At 50.6% G+C, this 16,561-nt stretch carries 12 protein-coding genes, 4 tRNA genes and 2 rRNA genes; 3 read left to right on the top strand and 15 right to left on the bottom strand.

What is annotated here, in order from left to right; all coding sequences use genetic code 11:
• Nucleotides 1-86: 86 nt before the first annotated feature.
• From tuf to J2125_RS12460, 5 genes are all read right to left on the bottom strand, one after another.
• Nucleotides 87-1,271: an elongation factor Tu gene (tuf, locus tag J2125_RS12480; RefSeq protein WP_209499501.1), complete on the bottom strand. Its 1,185-nt coding sequence runs from the start codon at nucleotides 1,269-1,271 to the stop codon at nucleotides 87-89.
• Nucleotides 1,272-1,386: 115 nt separating this feature from the next.
• Nucleotides 1,387-1,462 (bottom strand) — tRNA-Thr (locus tag J2125_RS12475).
• A gap of 6 nt (nucleotides 1,463-1,468) precedes the next feature.
• Nucleotides 1,469-1,543: transfer RNA gene (locus J2125_RS12470), tRNA-Gly, on the bottom strand.
• Between the two features lie 121 nt (nucleotides 1,544-1,664).
• Nucleotides 1,665-1,749: transfer RNA gene (locus J2125_RS12465), tRNA-Tyr, on the bottom strand.
• A 27-nt stretch (nucleotides 1,750-1,776) separates the two neighbouring features.
• Nucleotides 1,777-1,852: transfer RNA gene (locus tag J2125_RS12460), tRNA-Thr, on the bottom strand.
• Between the two features lie 376 nt (nucleotides 1,853-2,228).
• Here J2125_RS12460 and J2125_RS12455 point away from each other — a divergent pair.
• Complete coding sequence (locus J2125_RS12455; RefSeq protein ID WP_017803074.1) at nucleotides 2,229-2,777, top strand: GNAT family N-acetyltransferase; 549 nt, start codon at nucleotides 2,229-2,231, stop codon at nucleotides 2,775-2,777.
• Between the two features lie 205 nt (nucleotides 2,778-2,982).
• The gene (gene coaA / locus J2125_RS12450) at nucleotides 2,983-3,933 is read left to right on the top strand and encodes a type I pantothenate kinase (RefSeq protein ID WP_017803073.1); all 951 of its coding nucleotides are present in this window, start codon (nucleotides 2,983-2,985) and stop codon (nucleotides 3,931-3,933) included.
• 58 nt (nucleotides 3,934-3,991) lie between these two features.
• On the opposite strand, the gene J2125_RS12445 is transcribed toward coaA, so the two are convergent.
• The 6 genes from J2125_RS12445 to J2125_RS12420 form a co-directional block, all read right to left on the bottom strand.
• On the bottom strand, nucleotides 3,992-4,828 hold the full coding sequence (locus tag J2125_RS12445; protein ID WP_157819479.1) for an MrpH family fimbial adhesin: 837 nt from the start codon (nucleotides 4,826-4,828) through the stop codon (nucleotides 3,992-3,994).
• Between the two features lie 51 nt (nucleotides 4,829-4,879).
• Nucleotides 4,880-5,377, bottom strand: coding sequence for a fimbrial protein (locus tag J2125_RS12440; protein WP_017803071.1), 498 nt, complete (start codon nucleotides 5,375-5,377; stop codon nucleotides 4,880-4,882).
• Entirely contained in the window at nucleotides 5,374-5,910 is a 537-nt protein-coding gene (locus J2125_RS12435) for a fimbrial protein (protein ID WP_157819478.1), read from the bottom strand. Before J2125_RS12435 ends, J2125_RS12440 begins: the two co-directional genes overlap by 4 nt.
• 34 nt (nucleotides 5,911-5,944) lie before the next feature.
• Complete coding sequence (locus tag J2125_RS12430) at nucleotides 5,945-6,691, bottom strand: fimbria/pilus periplasmic chaperone (protein WP_017803069.1); 747 nt, start codon at nucleotides 6,689-6,691, stop codon at nucleotides 5,945-5,947.
• 68 nt (nucleotides 6,692-6,759) lie between these two features.
• On the bottom strand, nucleotides 6,760-9,261 hold the full coding sequence (locus tag J2125_RS12425; protein ID WP_083865667.1) for an outer membrane usher protein: 2,502 nt from the start codon (nucleotides 9,259-9,261) through the stop codon (nucleotides 6,760-6,762).
• Between the two features lie 301 nt (nucleotides 9,262-9,562).
• Nucleotides 9,563-10,096, bottom strand: coding sequence for a fimbrial protein (locus J2125_RS12420; protein ID WP_017803067.1), 534 nt, complete (start codon nucleotides 10,094-10,096; stop codon nucleotides 9,563-9,565).
• A gap of 549 nt (nucleotides 10,097-10,645) precedes the next feature.
• Here J2125_RS12420 and J2125_RS12415 point away from each other — a divergent pair.
• Nucleotides 10,646-11,026: a hypothetical protein gene (locus J2125_RS12415; protein ID WP_017803066.1), complete on the top strand. Its 381-nt coding sequence runs from the start codon at nucleotides 10,646-10,648 to the stop codon at nucleotides 11,024-11,026.
• Nucleotides 11,027-11,083: 57 nt separating this feature from the next.
• Here J2125_RS12415 and birA read toward each other — a convergent pair whose 3' ends face one another.
• The 4 genes from birA to J2125_RS12395 form a co-directional block, all read right to left on the bottom strand.
• Nucleotides 11,084-12,046, bottom strand: coding sequence for a bifunctional biotin--[acetyl-CoA-carboxylase] ligase/biotin operon repressor BirA (gene birA, locus J2125_RS12410; protein WP_017803065.1), 963 nt, complete (start codon nucleotides 12,044-12,046; stop codon nucleotides 11,084-11,086).
• Nucleotides 12,043-13,080 (bottom strand): UDP-N-acetylmuramate dehydrogenase, encoded by a 1,038-nt coding sequence (murB, locus tag J2125_RS12405; RefSeq protein ID WP_017803064.1) that lies wholly within the window; start codon nucleotides 13,078-13,080, stop codon nucleotides 12,043-12,045. The genes birA and murB overlap by 4 nt, the downstream gene beginning before the upstream one ends.
• A gap of 148 nt (nucleotides 13,081-13,228) precedes the next feature.
• Nucleotides 13,229-13,344, bottom strand: a 5S ribosomal RNA gene (gene rrf / locus J2125_RS12400).
• A gap of 217 nt (nucleotides 13,345-13,561) precedes the next feature.
• Nucleotides 13,562-16,469, bottom strand: a 23S ribosomal RNA gene (locus J2125_RS12395).
• Nucleotides 16,470-16,561 lie beyond the last annotated feature (92 nt).

Here is a 16,561-nt window from a genome sequence, read left to right as displayed (position 1 = left end):
GATGAGTCAGGTTCTATGTTACAGCGTGCAAAAAGGGCATCAAATGATGCCCTTTTCTTGTGCGTTGCGTCAAATATTATCAGCGATTACGCGATAACTTTAGCAACAACACCCGCACCAACAGTACGGCCGCCTTCACGGATTGCGAAACGCAGACCGTCATCCATCGCGATTGGGTGGATCAGGGTCACTTTCATGTTTACGTTGTCGCCTGGCATTACCATCTCAACGCCTTCTGGCAGTTCGATGGTACCGGTCACGTCAGTTGTACGGAAGTAGAACTGTGGACGGTAGCCTTTGAAGAACGGAGTATGACGGCCGCCTTCATCTTTCGACAGGATGTAAACTTCTGAGTCGAACTGGGTGTGAGGTTTGATTGAACCTGGTTTAGCCAGAACCTGACCACGTTCGATATCTTCACGTTTGATACCACGCAGCAGAACACCAACGTTCTCACCAGCACGGCCTTCGTCCAGCAGTTTGCGGAACATTTCAACGCCGGTACAAGTTGATTTCACGGTATCTTTGATACCAACGATTTCAACTTCTTCACCTACTTTAACGATACCGCGCTCTACACGACCGGTAACAACAGTACCACGGCCGGAGATGGAGAATACGTCTTCGATAGGCAGCAGGAACGGCTTATCAATCGCACGCTCTGGTTCCGGGATGTAGTTATCCAGGTGGCCAGCCAGTTCGATGATTTTCGCTTCCCACTCAGCTTCGCCTTGCAGCGCTTTCAGAGCAGAACCACGAACGATTGGCAGATCGTCGCCTGGGAAATCGTAAGCGGACAGCAGCTCACGCACTTCCATCTCAACCAGCTCCAGCAGCTCTTCGTCATCAACCATGTCACATTTGTTCATGAACACGATGATGAAAGGAACGCCAACCTGACGACCCAGCAGGATGTGCTCACGGGTCTGAGGCATAGGGCCGTCAGTCGCAGCAACAACCAGGATAGCGCCGTCCATCTGTGCAGCACCGGTGATCATGTTTTTGACGTAGTCGGCGTGGCCTGGGCAGTCAACGTGCGCGTAGTGGCGAGTCGGGGTGTCATACTCAACGTGAGAAGTGTTGATGGTGATACCACGAGCTTTTTCTTCTGGCGCGTTATCGATCTGGTCGAATGCACGAGCAGAACCGCCGTAGGTTTTAGCCAGTACGGTGGTGATAGCTGCAGTCAGGGTAGTTTTACCATGGTCAACGTGGCCGATAGTACCGACGTTGACGTGCGGTTTTGAACGTTCAAATTTTTCTTTAGACATCGATTGTCCCTCTAAGACACGGATAAATCGGTGATATCACCACATCAACCAGGCATAGCCTGAACTGTTGAATTTATTTTGTCACAGAGAAGAATCAGGGAGGGAGATTATGAAGTGGTGCTGATACCCAGAGTCGAACTGGGGACCTCACCCTTACCAAGGGTGCGCTCTACCAACTGAGCCATATCAGCACATCTTGGAGCGGGCAGCGGGAATCGAACCCGCATCATCAGCTTGGAAGGCTGAGGTAATAGCCATTATACGATGCCCGCAACCTGGAACTCGGCTACCTGTTCTTTCTGTAGCTTGTGAATAACAAGATAAGATGTCTTATTATTCGAGCCAACCCGCAAAGCTTGCTGACCCTGACTGTGCTTGAGCTCAGCCTGAATATGGTGGTGGGGGAAGGATTCGAACCTTCGAAGTCGATGACGGCAGATTTACAGTCTGCTCCCTTTGGCCGCTCGGGAACCCCACCTGGTTACTTCTGTTACTCAGTACTTGATGGTGCCGGCTACCGGAATCGAACTGGTGACCTACTGATTACAAGTCAGTTGCTCTACCAACTGAGCTAAGCCGGCATCAAGTGGAGCGCATTCTAGGAAGTGCGGGCGCTGGATGCAACAAAAAAATTGCGATAAATGCGCTATCGCTTACTATTTGTGCAAAAGTTCGCAAATTCACGCTTTAATGGAGAAAAATCGTCCAGTAAAAGCTGATTGCAGGCGGTTTTGCTGCCAGCCACGATGACGTTTGCTGAGTGAACTTTCTTTTCCCGCCGCAGCGACCGCTTATTATTCATACAAAAGATATTAATTGCACCACTAATCGTCATGCTGTGCATTGATAGTGCATCTTTCAGCAATGAATCTGGCGCTATTCCCAATCATCATGCGTACTTATGGCCTGGATCGCTTATTGCATCGGATTAAGCAAGTCACTAAAGGAGGAGATCGCATGAAAACAGTATTACTCAATGCAACCACCTTACCCCACTATCGTAGCGAACTGGCCGCTCTGTTAATTGATGCTGTCGCCAGCAACGCGCCACCAGGCTATCAGCAACTTAAAACGCGCGAAGAAGCAGAGAGCTATTTTCATAGCCTGCGCTCAGATATGGCTAAAGGTGAAAGACTGCTGTGGATTGCGCGTGACGCGCAGGGTGTGACTGGCAGCGTGCAGCTGGAAATTTGCCAGAAACCTGATGGCCAGAACCGCGCTGAAATTCAAAATCTATTGGTGCATACGCGCGCCCGGCGGCAGGGGATGGCGAAGATGCTGATCAATACGCTGGAAAACAGCGCGGCAGAGCTGCAGCGGGGCCTGCTATTTCTGAATACACGCGCGGATTCGCCAGCCGAGGCTTTTTATCGGGCGCAGGGCTATCGCTGCATTGGTGAAATTCCGGACTATGCCAGCGCCAGTGATGGCTATTACTACCCGGCAGTGATCTATTACAAGAAGCTGTTTGCGGTTAACCAGCTGATACGCTCTGTTGCCAGCTAACTAAATTTAAAAAATGCGGGCGCCGTTGCGATTGCGTCCGCGCATTTATCTTTTTCCTTCTTTTTCCCGCCATACTGGTGTTAACCTCCTGCGCATTGTTTTCTGAAATTTACCTGACTACGTAAGCTAATAAGAGTAATGGTGGCCTCCGCCAACGCTACGGCAACGTCCTGACTGGTAAATATTTGCTGGCAGAAGCATGCATATGAGCAAAAAAGATTTCCCGGTAACTACACCCTATTTAGAGTTCAACCGAACCCAGTGGGCTGCGTTACGTGACTCCGTGCCAATGACACTTTCAGAAGAAGAAATTACCCGTCTGAAAGGTATTAACGAAGATCTCTCACTGGAAGAAGTGGCAGAGATCTATCTGCCGTTGTCACGTCTGCTGAATTTCTATATTAATTCCAACGTGCGCCGCCAGGCGGTTCTCGAGCAGTTTCTCGGAACTGATGGTCAAAAGGTGCCATATATCATCAGTATTGCCGGCAGCGTAGCGGTTGGCAAAAGCACTACCGCGCGCGTTCTGCAGGCGCTGCTGAGCCGCTGGCCGGAGCATCGTCGCGTTGAGCTGATTACCACCGATGGCTTCCTGCACCCGAATGATGTGCTGAAGCAACGTGGCCTGATGAAGAAGAAAGGGTTCCCGCAATCCTATGATATGCATCGACTGGTCAATTTTGTCTCTGACCTGAAATCCGGCGCATCACAGGTTACCGCCCCGGTCTATTCGCATCTGATTTATGATGTAATTCCTGATGGCGATAAGGTGGTGCAGCAGCCTGATATTCTGATTCTGGAAGGGTTGAATGTGCTGCAAACCGGCATGGATTATCCACACGATCCTCATCACGTTTTCGTTTCCGATTTCGTCGATTTTTCAATCTATGTTGATGCGCCGGAACAGTTACTGGAAACCTGGTATATCAATCGCTTCCTCAAGTTCCGTGAGGGCGCCTTTACCGATCCGGACTCCTATTTCCATCACTATGCGCAGCTTTCTGAAGAGGAAGCAGTGGGCATCGCCATGCAGTTATGGAAAGAGATTAACTGGCTGAATCTGAAAGAGAATATCTTGCCAACTCGTGAACGTGCCAGTCTGATTATGACCAAAAGCGCTGATCACGCCGTGGAGTGCGTGCGGTTACGTAAATAGTTTCCCGCCACTAACAGGCATTGCAGCAACGCACGGCAATGCCTGTTACTCCCGCCAGTCAAAGATAAGCGATATACACAATAGCGCTGCCAGCGTAACTGCCGGCATCAGGTGGCGTTGCCGCAAACAGTGTCGCTTTAAGGGAGAAGTTCTGCCTGATATTGTTACCGGGCAAGGTGAATCTTACGCCGCCCGAGGCATCCTGATTATCAATACTCAGGTTAGCGTAGAAGTTCCTCAGCGCGCCATCAAAGTAGATATTACGCTCCCCCAGCAGAGACTCTCCAAACAGGGTAATCTGGCCAGTTAACGCGCAATAGAGCTGGCCGGTGATCTCCCTGCTCTGATTGTTAATCATGTCGCTGGTCAGCACACCAAAATCAATTTCCGGCTGTAACTCTACATGGCATGCCTGGTTAACTGGCGGCAGTTCGCTGCACACCGAACCGGGAAACCTTACCGCAGTATAATTTTCAGGTGCGGGCTGCTTCGGTTGATCAATATAGAACAGGCCAACACATCGGGCGGTAGCGTTCTGGACCGTAAAACTACCGGAGAAAGGAATTCCCAGCGCGCTACGCCAGGCTTCCATTACCTCTTTGCGCGTACGGTAGTTCTCAATACGAATGCAGTGTTTATTGAGCGCACAGCTGGAGTACATACTGGGTGCATGGCTGCTGTACATGACATCCAGTCCGATATAACAACTGGGCCAGCCATAACAGGGATTAAGGTCGATGTCGTTCTCATCCCAGCTCACCAGCTTATGGGCAACCTGATTGTTAGTAAAAGAGAGGGGAAAAACATAGGCCCCGGCATTTACCGATCTGGCAGGTAGCAGCATCAGGATGATTAATATCGCGGCGCCAGCCACCCTTTCACAACTTATACGCATTCCGTTTGCCCTGCTTTGAATAATAATAATCCGTTTAAAATTTGGTCGCTTCTACAAATACCCGGCATATAGCGTCGCCACGGCGGCAAATCGCCCCGGAGATAACGTGGTGCCGTTACGCTTAACCGGAACCGCCTGCAACAGCGGCGGACGTGTGATATCCAGCATAATCGGCGTATTTATTTCCAGCGGTATCCCATCATGCAATACTCTTATCCCCAACTCCCTGAGATTAGTATTGACCGCCGTTGGATCAAACTCAGCCAGACCGCCCTGTATACTTAAAGTTAGTATCAATGGCGCGGGAGCATCAGGGCAATTGAGTTGATAATTGATGGCCTGGATATAATTCTGCCCATCGATCAGCTCATCTCTTACATTGCCAAATTCGATATCAATACGCTGACCGCCGTTGATGGTGCAAGCGGGCGGCTCAATAAGTGTCCCGCGGAAATTCACCGCAACAGATTCGGCATGAGTCGCACTTTGTATCAGCGTGATGCAGAGTAGCAACGTCCAGCAACCCAGGCGGTATTGCGTCAGCTTCATATATGCTCCACGACCAGTGTGGCGACGCCACTAAACTCACCGGCAGCCAGCGTTGACCCCGAACGTTGAACCAGTACCGCCTGTAACGTTGGTATTCCAGTTGTGCGGTCAAAATTGAGCCAGCTACCAGGCCTTAATGGCGTTCCGCCGCCACTTCCCTGCAGCAGTTTGATGCCCAAATCGTGCATCGTAGTGGCCAGCACCCCGGAATCAAATTGTGCAGTTGTTCCCTCAAACCGCAGGCGCATCGTAACCGGAGTCCAGGCGTTACAGCTCAGGCTAAAACTAATCGGCTGTTTATAATTTTCCGCTTTCACCTGGGTAACAAAAAGGTCATTACCAAAATCAACATTGATAGCTTGCCCCTGGTTGATATTACAGGCCGGGGCATTAAGCGTTACACGCAGGGTAAGTTGCTGTTGTGGTGCCGGCCTGGCAGGACTCAAACCGCTAAACAGAATGGCCGCCAGCACGCCACAACATTGCAGCAATACCACTCTGGCCGGGTGAAAGGATTGTTTGCATTGATCCATTATGCTTTTCTCCATGCCGCGAAATTAAGGGCATTTAACTCTTAACCTGCACGCGGCAGGACTTTTCAGCGCAACGAAACAGCAGCTCCGGTCTGCCACCGTAGTCATTGACATAGGTCAGCACCGGTTCATGCCCCAGCAGGGCGACACTACCACCCAGTAACGCCTTGCTGTGCGGTGCAATCATCACCGGCTCAAACCCGGCGACACTATGTCTGGATGCACGAGGTTTTGCATCCACCAGGGTGATGTAATAAGGCGTGGGATTATGTACCTCGTACCGATCGCCAAGCTGAGTCAGCGTCAGTTGATGCTGCCAGGGATCACCACGCGCCGTGTCTTTCACCACAATCGCCTGCGGCCGATAAAACAGCTTAATGCTGGTTTGCAGCGCAATTTGCAGGGTATTGGGCTTATCACTGCGCGGAGGCACTTCGCGCAGGTTGAAATAAAAAAGCGTTTCACGGTCGTGAGGCAACAGTTCCGCCGCAGGCAGAGCCTGTATTTTTATCTGTCCTTTTTCCCCAGGTTCAACACGCTGCAACGGGGGCAATACCAGTAGTGGCGAACTGATTTTCTCACCATGCTCATTCTCCAACCAGCCCTGCGCTAAATAGGGTAATTTTTTGTTTTCATTACTGATAGCCAGACTTACCGCCTTATCATCGGCGTTGTAGATCACCCTGGTACGATCCAGAGCAATGGCAGCCAATGCTGAAGACGTACTGATGACCAGCAGCGATACCATCGCCGCTGCTTTACCTGACCACTTCTGATTCATATAACGCTATTCATCCTTATAACGGTGATTAAACGGGGCATTACACCCACTTCCTTTTCGATTACGCTTTATGCGCGGCAGGGTAGCAGCAGCTCAGATAATAGCGGCTGCGGCAGCTCAGCAGGCATTTCCACGTAACACCTTGCACCCTCTCCCCACTCAACCGACATTTTCTCTCCAGCACGAATACCACTCAGCCAGACACTGCCGTCATCACCGATCATACCCGTCTGCTGCTTTTTCTCATTGCGCACCAGCGCGCCAAACGGTGGCGGATGACCGCCCTCAAGGCGAATATTGGCCATCGCTTTCTGACCGGCAATCACATTGAATTTACGATAACCAATAGCCCCCTCTGTCAAAGTGGCTTGCACAACAGAGCGTGACGCCTCAACATTGTCAGACAGCGCTTCAACATCAATGCGCGCGCTATTGCGGTAATAACTGTTAACGTCGCTAATTACCGCTTTACCAAAGGCATTGGTCTTTGTTGGGCTGCCATAGCCGCGCACCGGCACGTCCGCGACACCATCACTATCAACCAGCAAGCGAGTGCCGCCAGCAATAGAGGTGCGATGCAACGCCCCACCCTGCAGCGTCAGTGTTGCTCCTCCCTGTGCCGACAGTCCAGCAGAGGCATAACGTCCATTCTGATAGCTGGCATTGGCATTAAGTTGCGCGCTGTCCGCTTCATGGAAATAGAATCCGCTGGCCATTCCCCCCTCCCGGGTCGCACCGGCAGTTAACTGATATTTGTTATGCTCATCAAGGTGTCTGAAATAGCCGATCATCTGTTCATAGCGCTGATTACGTGCAGAGAGGTTGTAGCTCAAAGTTGATTGCGGGCCGAACGGCAAAGAGACAGAGATCCAGCCGCCATCATCATTACTGTTACGAAACTTATTACGATACGCCGCCAGCGAAGCGTTAATGTTTTTCCAGTTTCCAAGGTCAAAATAGCGCGATAGCGTAACGTCATAGCGATCACTGGCAGAGCGGTCCCACCATGTTTGATGGCTGTAGTTCAGATATGCGCCAACTCCCCACTCTGGCAACTGCTGATTAAAAGTAACGGTATAGAGCTGCTTACTTTTATTTGCCGGCACGCCGGTAGCAACGGCGTCAAGATAGTCTGTCATCGTCATAAAATCGTGATCGGAAAAACGATAGCCAGCAAAGGTGATCTGACTCGCTGTTTCGTCAAAACGTTTGGAACAACTCAGACGCCAGGAGTTGCCGGTTAATGTCTCATCGCCATGCAAAGCCGCACGTGACAGCGTTGTATCAAGCGAAACCGCCCCAAAGGCAAACAGATCCCGCCCAATCCCGGCGGAGAACGCATTATAATCGCCGCCCAGAATAGTGCCGCCATAGGCTGACCACCCATTCGCAACCCCCCAAGAGAACTCACCGGAGGCAAATGTTGGATCCGCAAGCTGATGAGTGCCAACAGCCGGTTTGCCTGCGGCCAGTTTGTAGCGCACCATGCCTGGTCGGGTAAGATAAGGAATAGTGGCAGTATCAACCTGAAAATGCTGGGCAGCGCCATCCTGCTCTTCAATACGCACATCTAACTTGCCGGCGACTGCATCAGCAAGATCCTGAATACGAAAGGGTCCGGCAGGAACCTGGGTCTCATACAGTACGCGCTCCTGTTGGCTCACGACCACTTTTGCATTGGTTCTGGCGACACCGGTGATTTCTGGCGCATAGCCACGCAGCCCCGGGGGCAACATACTGTCGTCCGAGTTAAGGCTCAGGCCAGCAAAACGGAAGCTATCGAAAATGGCGGAGTTAAGGTAATCCTCGCCAAGGGTGAGACGCGCCCGCAGGGCTGGCAGCGCACGCCAGGCATAGTAGCGACTCCAGTCGAATGACTGCTGCATGCTTTCTTCGCTTCCGCTGGTATGCGCTGCGCTGCCCTGCCAGTCTGCGCGCAGACGCCAGGCATCAAGATTCACGCCGGTTACGCCATTGCCGCTGAGATTATAATCTTTGCTGCCATACTGATATTGTTCAATCGCTTGCAGATTAAGGTTGTAATCCAGCAGCACTCCCGGAATACCCTCATCCCAGCGCGAAGGAGGATCCCAGTCCGGCGATCGGTACTCCAGCCAGGCTTCAGGGATTTTCACCGTAAGCAACGCATAGCCCAGGTCGCCATGTACCTCCATACCCGCAATGCTGGAGATATTCAGGCATTGCCCCTGATGCCACCAGGTCAGTTTGCTCAGCAACTCAGCTTTGATAGCGAATGCAGCCACATCCTTACGAGTCAGGCAGGCTTCGCTGCCAGCAGGATTATCATCCGGCGGATAGAAAGCGACCTCCTGCTCCGCCAGTTCCTGCCGGTTAAGCAAAATGGCCATCTGATAGGTACCCGGCATGATAAAACCCCGGCGCGAGAACTGCCCAATATCAATATTCTCCCGATCCTTTACATCCATCATATCGGTATTAAATTGAATATCTTCTGCGCTTCCTGATCGGCTGATTGTTAGCAAAGAAAATAAAAATAACTTCAAAAAATTTCTAAAAAGATTAAAACATCCATTGTTCTTAGCAATCATTTTTAATAACTACTTGTTTTTAGTCGTTATCAAGCCTGAACGGTTCTGCTGTTATCATCTCATTCTCAGATCCTGTTCAGCCTGCGCTGAAATAAGAATACACAGCGCCTCTGAATACGCGTGCTCTCCCTGGCGTGCTACATGCCCATCGTTTTCTGGCGCAATTCGCGCCTGATAATCCTGACAGAGTAAAATTCATTAGCGTCAGAGAAATTCTCATTACAGATGAATTACGTCTGTAATTCATCCGCCTGACAACATGAAAAGACATATGGAGATCTCCCCATATGTCTTTTCTGGCTTACTGATAAGCGAGGGTGAAATTCGTGATACTGTTGAATTCGCCAGGCACAATAGTTGCGGAACTACCGCCGCCTTGCAAATAGGCATTAAAGTTCAACGTATTGTGTCCATCCTGCAGAGTCTGAGGCGTGGTGGCGACATTCAGTTTCACTTTCTCATTGCTGCCATCGAGCATGACAATACTCGCCCCGCTTGCGCTGCCGCTAAGCGCCAGGCTGTCTTTATCATAGGCTGATGCAGCACCAGTGAATTTAGTCTGTACTGTACTTAATGTTGCCGTAGTGCAGTTTTCCAGCTTGATCTGGAAAGGACGGGGTATTGAGGATCCAGTCTTACCGCTGGCTGACAGTGCTGCCGCCGAAATTTGTCCAAGGTTGATAGTTTGATCGATGCTATCCGGATTGATTGAGCAGGGCGCATCAATAATGGCGCCCTGAAAAGTCACAGTGCCATGACCCGAATCTGCGGCATTAGCGGCAAAGACATAACCCATTATCATGATTGCGGCCACCGTTTTTTCTCTGAATTTCATTACTTCTCTTTCCTTTGTAAAGTAATTCCATTATTCATAAAAAGTATGTTTTGCTTTTGAAAATAATGACAAAACAGATTTATTTTATTGCGTAGTTGTGTGACATAAATCCGCAGAAAAATCCTCTGCAATTTTTAGATTCCACTAATAAAAACACTGCTTAATACTAAGCAGTAAAACAATTAACAAACTATTATTTACTCCTCATATCATTCACCTAAATCTGTCAGGCAAACCTTACAAAGAAGGATAAGATTTTAAAAGAATTTTCTTTACGCCTGGAAAATACAAAACTTTTCACTTATTAAATTTAAGTTTTTAATTAATTACGATACAAGAAGTCGCAAATATAATTATATTAGCATGAAATCCTGATCAATTTACTTTAATAAAAATATTAGTTCATCAAAACCGTTTACAGTCTACAATATCGCCCACACCCGCTCTTTGCAAAGGCTGGTGTCATCATAAGTAATTGTTGAAAGGGATTTATAAGAACTGTCTTGATTCGTATCTCTACTAGTTCATTGGATAAGGAGTTCGCTATTTATGAGAAATGGAAATTTACCTTTACAGCCTCAGGCTTCTGACCTGCTATTACAGACAGAAGATGCCATTAGCTGGTCAGAGAAAAAAAAGCGCGTGGCTAGCGCGACAACAAGCAGAGAGAGAAAACGTATTATCCTGCTGGAAGAGCTATATTATGCCCTGCACAGACGTTGCCAGCAGCAACCACCGCCAGAGTTTAATGAATGGGTTAGCACCAGAGTTCTCGCTGAAGATTGTGACATGGGAATCTATCAAACCCGCAGTCTGTTGCTAAAGCTTGTTGATCAAAATAGAGTTATTGTCGCTCCAACCCCGATATCGAACTCGCTGCGATGGTATATTGCGCAAAATGAGACGGCTTCATCACCGGCGGGGGAATAAGAGATGTCGTCGGCTTTAATTTAGCCGGAGGCATTAAAGCCTCCAGCGGAATCGATATTATTGCTGTGGTCGGAGAGAGATCTCTCCGCCAACCCAGGCTTTGATGACGCCATCCTGTTCCAGTAACAGGGCTCCCTGCTGATCAATACCGCGGGCGATCCCCAGAACCTCACGATCGCCAATCAGCAATTTCACCGGGCGATTGAGATAATTATCCAGCACTGACCAGCGCTCAATAAATGGCGTCAGGCCATCGCGTTCAAATTCCAGCAGCGTATGGCGCATTTTATTAACTAATAACGCAGTGAGTACATTACGATCAATATTGATCCCGGCCTCCTGCAACGTGATCCAGCCTTGATTGACTACCGCGGCATCTGCTGAGCGCATTGCCAGATTAAGGCCCGCCCCAATCACGAGTTGTGCGGCATCACCGGTTTTACCAGTCAGTTCAACCAGGATACCGGCCAGTTTGCGATCCTGCAGATAGATATCATTAGGCCATTTTACTTTGACCCCGGCAGCGCCCAGCTCTTTCAGGACTTCCGCCATCACAATACCGATAACCAGGCTCAGCCCCATTGCCGCTGCAGGCCCCTGCTCCAGACGCCAGTACATCGATAAGTAGAGGTTGGAACCGAACGGCGAGAACCACTGACGTCCACGACGTCCGCGTCCGGCCTGCTGGTATTCGGCAACGCAGGCATCACCCGACTGCAGGGAGTCCATGCGATCCATCAGGTACTGATTAGTAGAATCAATTACCGGAATAACCGCGACACGGTTCTGATCTAACTGCCGGGCTATGCTCTCTTCATTCAATAACTGGAGTGGCGCAGAAAGGCTGTAACCTTTTCCTGTCACCGTAAAAACATCCAGCCCCCAGTCTTTTAAGGTCTGAATATGCTTATTGATGGCCGCGCGGCTCATGCCCAGAGTTTCGCCAAGATGTTCACCTGAGTGAAACTCGCCATCAGCTAAGATGCTGACCAGAGCCAGGGGGACAGTATTATCTTTCATGCAATCACCTCGACAGCATCTTTTTCGCCTGTGGCGCCCATAAAGCGCACTTCAGGCTCGAGCCAGACATTAAATTTCTCACCGACACGCTGGCGAATTTCATGCGCCAGCGAGACAATATCCTGGCCGGTGGCATTCTGTTGATTAATTATCACCAACGCCTGCTGACGGTGAACCGCAGCGCCGCCGTTACTGTAACCTTTAAGCGCACACTGGTCGATTAACCAACCCGCCGCCAGTTTTACCTGGCCAGTGGTCTGTAAATACTGCGGAATATTGGGAAACTCGCTGGCTATCGTTGCAGCCTGCTCAGCGCTCACCACCGGATTTTTGAAAAAACTGCCGGCATTGCCGGTTACCTGCGGATCGGGGAGTTTGCTACGGCGCATCTGACATACACCATCAAAAATTTCCTGCGGCGTTACCGTAGCCGGATCCAGTTTGGTTAATTCACCGTAGGTCATCACTGGCTGCCAGACCTTATTCAGGCGCAAACCCACCGCAACAATGGCATAGCCATCACGATAATGGTGTTTAAATACGCTGTCGCGATAGCCAAACTGGCATTCTGCCGCGTAAATATGTTCAATCTCTCCACTTCGCAGATTGAGAACATCAACGTAATCGCAGACCTGATTCAGTTCTACACCATAAGCTCCGATATTCTGGATCGGCGCCGACCCCACGCAACCAGGGATCAGGGCAAGGTTTTCTAAACCTGAGAAGCCATTTTTCAGGCTGTACTCGACCAGCCCATGCCAGTTTTCACCAGCGCCGACATGCAGATACCATGCATCATCATCCTCGGTAACTTTGATGCCTTTAAGCCGGTTGACCACCACAACGCCGGTATAGTTTTCAAGGAAGAGAACATTACTACCTTCGCCCAGCAGCAGAAAAGGAAGTTGCGCCTTCTGGCTCGCTTCCCATGCTTCAGACAACTCTGCCACCGTCTCGGCGATGGTGATTTGTTGCGCGCTGGCGTCAATTCCGAACGTATTAAAGGACTTTAATGAATGGGTATCGCGGGACATGACTGTGCCTTTACTGATTTATCTGCGCACAGTTTACCCGATTGTTGATGCCTTCGTTGCATAAAAGGCGAGGATTGTGGCAGGTTTAGTGACATACAAACGCAAAAAACCCTTATGCTTTCGCATAAGGGTTATCGCTTTATTTGATGCCTGGCAGTTCCCTACTCTCGCATGGGGAGACCCCACACTACCATCGGCGCTACGGCGTTTCACTTCTGAGTTCGGCATGGGGTCAGGTGGGACCACCGCGCTAAAGCCGCCAGGCAAATTCTTGGGCACTAAACGAATCTTTTGCGCTGCTGCTGCGTTGGCCGCTCTCGCGTCACTCAGTCACATACTTCTGTATGCTCCTTCATGCCGTCTCGTTTGCCGCCTTGCTTCAGCACAAAATCTTTCGTTTATGCAGATTCTTGTATCCGGGGAACAAAGCTGAAAATTTTCGCGTCTCTCATAACGCTCACCAAAACACTTCTGGTGTTGTAAGGTTAAGCCTCACGGGTCATTAGTACCGGTTAGCTCAACGCATCGCTGCGCTTACACACCCGGCCTATCAACGTCGTAGTCTTCAACGTCCCTTCAGGACTCTCAAGGAGTCAGGGAGAATTCATCTCGAGGCAAGTTTCGCGCTTAGATGCTTTCAGCGCTTATCTTTTCCGCATTTAGCTACCGGGCAATGCCATTGGCATGACAACCCGAACACCAGTGATGCGTCCACTCCGGTCCTCTCGTACTAGGAGCAGCCCCTCTCAATTCTCCAGCGCCCACGGCAGATAGGGACCGAACTGTCTCACGACGTTCTAAACCCAGCTCGCGTACCACTTTAAACGGCGAACAGCCGTACCCTTGGGACCTACTTCAGCCCCAGGATGTGATGAGCCGACATCGAGGTGCCAAACACCGCCGTCGATATGAACTCTTGGGCGGTATCAGCCTGTTATCCCCGGAGTACCTTTTATCCGTTGAGCGATGGCCCTTCCATTCAGAACCACCGGATCACTATGACCTGCTTTCGCACCTGCTCGAGCCGTCACTCTCGCAGTCAAGCCAGCTTATGCCATTGCACTAACCTCACGATGTCCGACCGTGATTAGCTGACCTTCGTGCTCCTCCGTTACTCTTTAGGAGGAGACCGCCCCAGTCAAACTACCCACCAGACACTGTCCCCACCCCGGATTACGGGGCCAGGTTAGAACATCAAACATTAAAGGGTGGTATTTCAAGGTTGGCTCCACGCAGACTGGCGTCCACGCTTCAAAGCCTCCCACCTATCCTACACATCAAGGCTCAATGTTCAGTGTCAAGCTGTAGTAAAGGTTCACGGGGTCTTTCCGTCTTGCCGCGGGTACACTGCATCTTCACAGCGAGTTCAATTTCACTGAGTCTCGGGTGGAGACAGCCTGGCCATCATTACGCCATTCGTGCAGGTCGGAACTTACCCGACAAGGAATTTCGCTACCTTAGGACCGTTATAGTTACGGCCGCCGTTTACCGGGGCTTCGATCAAGAGCTTCTCCTTGCGGATAACCCCATCAATTAACCTTCCGGCACCGGGCAGGCGTCACACCGTATACGTCCACTTTCGTGTTTGCACAGTGCTGTGTTTTTAATAAACAGTTGCAGCCAGCTGGTATCTTCGACTGCCTTCGGCTCCGCCCGCGAGGGGGTTCACCTACCAGCAGCGTGCCTTCTCCCGAAGTTACGGCACCATTTTGCCTAGTTCCTTCACCCGAGTTCTCTCAAGCGCCTTGGTATTCTCTACCTGACCACCTGTGTCGGTTTGGGGTACGATTCGATGTTACCTGATGCTTAGAGGCTTTTCCTGGAAGCAGGGCATTTGTTACTTCACCACCGTGGTGGCTCGTCATCACGCCTCAGCCTTAAAGCGTTCCGGATTTGCCTGGAACGCAAGCCTACACGCTTAAACCGGGACAACCGTCGCCCGGCTAACATAGCCTTCTCCGTCCCCCCTTCGCAGTAACACCGGGTACAGGAATATTAACCTGTTTCCCATCGACTACGCTTTTCAGCCTCGCCTTAGGGGTCGACTCACCCTGCCCCGATTAACGTTGGACAGGAACCCTTGGTCTTCCGGCGAGCGGGCTTTTCACCCGCTTTATCGTTACTTATGTCAGCATTCGCACTTCTGATACCTCCAGCAGACCTCACAGTCCACCTTCGACGGCTTACAGAACGCTCCCCTACCCAACAACGCATACGCGTCGCTGCCGCAGCTTCGGTGCATGGTTTAGCCCCGTTACATCTTCCGCGCAGGCCGACTCGACCAGTGAGCTATTACGCTTTCTTTAAATGATGGCTGCTTCTAAGCCAACATCCTGGCTGTCTGTGCCTTCCCACATCGTTTCCCACTTAACCATGACTTTGGGACCTTAGCTGGCGGTCTGGGTTGTTTCCCTCTTCACGACGGACGTTAGCACCCGCCGTGTGTCTCCCGTGATAACATTCTCCGGTATTCGCAGTTTGCATCGGGTTGGTAAGCCGGGATGGCCCCCTAGCCGAAACAGTGCTCTACCCCCGGAGATGAGTTCACGAGGCGCTACCTAAATAGCTTTCGGGGAGAACCAGCTATCTCCCGGTTTGATTGGCCTTTCACCCCCAGCCACAAGTCATCCGCTAATTTTTCAACATTAGTCGGTTCGGTCCTCCAGTTAGTGTTACCCAACCTTCAACCTGCCCATGGCTAGATCACCGGGTTTCGGGTCTATACCCTGCAACTTAACGCCCAGTTAAGACTCGGTTTCCCTGCGGCTCCCCTATACGGTTAACCTTGCTACAGAATATAAGTCGCTGACCCATTATACAAAAGGTACGCAGTCACCCCCCTGAAGAGGGCTTCCACTGCTTGTACGTACACGGTTTCAGGTTCTGTTTCACTCCCCTCGCCGGGGTTCTTTTCGCCTTTCCCTCACGGTACTGGTTCACTATCGGTCAGTCAGGAGTATTTAGCCTTGGAGGATGGTCCCCCCATATTCAGACAGGATGTCACGTGTCCCGCCCTACTCATCGAACTCACAGCAAGTGTGCCTTTGTGTACGGGAGTATCACCCTGTACCCTGCGACTTTCCAGACGCTTCCACTGACGCACAAACTGATTCAGGTTCTGGGCTGTTCCCCGTTCGCTCGCCGCTACTGGGGGAATCTCGGTTGATTTCTTTTCCTCTGGGTACTTAGATGTTTCAGTTCCCCAGGTTCGCCTCGTTAAGCTATGTATTCACTTAACGATGATGCACCGTAGTGCACCGGGTTTCCCCATTCGGGTATCGACGGGTATAGCGCCTCATATCGGCTTACCGTCGCTTATCGCAGATTAGCACGCCCTTCATCGCCTCTGACTGCCAGGGCATCCACCGTGTACGCTTAGTCGCTTAACCTCACAACCCGGAAGTGTCTTTCGACTCTTCAGAGCTGCAAGCATTTGAGAGACTCGAATATATCGTGCTTCATTTCTTATTACGGAGAAATG

This window comes from Winslowiella toletana, from assembly GCF_017875465.1.
Classification (GTDB): Bacteria; Pseudomonadota; Gammaproteobacteria; order Enterobacterales; family Enterobacteriaceae; genus Erwinia; species Erwinia toletana.
This window is presented reverse-complemented; position numbering and strand designations above follow the sequence as displayed.

What these genes read in the sequence shown, in the direction of transcription:
- coaA (WP_017803073.1), top strand. Translation starts at nt 2,983, where the DNA reads ATGAGCAAAAAAGATTTCCCGGTAACTACACCCTATTTAGAGTTCAAC.
- J2125_RS12435 (WP_157819478.1), bottom strand. Translation starts at nt 5,910, where the DNA reads ATGGATCAATGCAAACAATCCTTTCACCCGGCCAGAGTGGTATTGCTG.
- birA (WP_017803065.1), bottom strand. Translation starts at nt 12,046, where the DNA reads ATGAAAGATAATACTGTCCCCCTGGCTCTGGTCAGCATCTTAGCTGAT.
- J2125_RS12455 (WP_017803074.1), top strand. Translation starts at nt 2,229, where the DNA reads ATGAAAACAGTATTACTCAATGCAACCACCTTACCCCACTATCGTAGC.
- J2125_RS12440 (WP_017803071.1), bottom strand. Translation starts at nt 5,377, where the DNA reads ATGAAGCTGACGCAATACCGCCTGGGTTGCTGGACGTTGCTACTCTGC.
- J2125_RS12420 (WP_017803067.1), bottom strand. Translation starts at nt 10,096, where the DNA reads ATGAAATTCAGAGAAAAAACGGTGGCCGCAATCATGATAATGGGTTAT.
- J2125_RS12445 (WP_157819479.1), bottom strand. Translation starts at nt 4,828, where the DNA reads ATGCGTATAAGTTGTGAAAGGGTGGCTGGCGCCGCGATATTAATCATC.
- murB (WP_017803064.1), bottom strand. Translation starts at nt 13,080, where the DNA reads ATGTCCCGCGATACCCATTCATTAAAGTCCTTTAATACGTTCGGAATT.
- J2125_RS12425 (WP_083865667.1), bottom strand. Translation starts at nt 9,261, where the DNA reads ATGATTGCTAAGAACAATGGATGTTTTAATCTTTTTAGAAATTTTTTG.
- J2125_RS12430 (WP_017803069.1), bottom strand. Translation starts at nt 6,691, where the DNA reads ATGAATCAGAAGTGGTCAGGTAAAGCAGCGGCGATGGTATCGCTGCTG.
- tuf (WP_209499501.1), bottom strand. Translation starts at nt 1,271, where the DNA reads ATGTCTAAAGAAAAATTTGAACGTTCAAAACCGCACGTCAACGTCGGT.
- J2125_RS12415 (WP_017803066.1), top strand. Translation starts at nt 10,646, where the DNA reads ATGAGAAATGGAAATTTACCTTTACAGCCTCAGGCTTCTGACCTGCTA.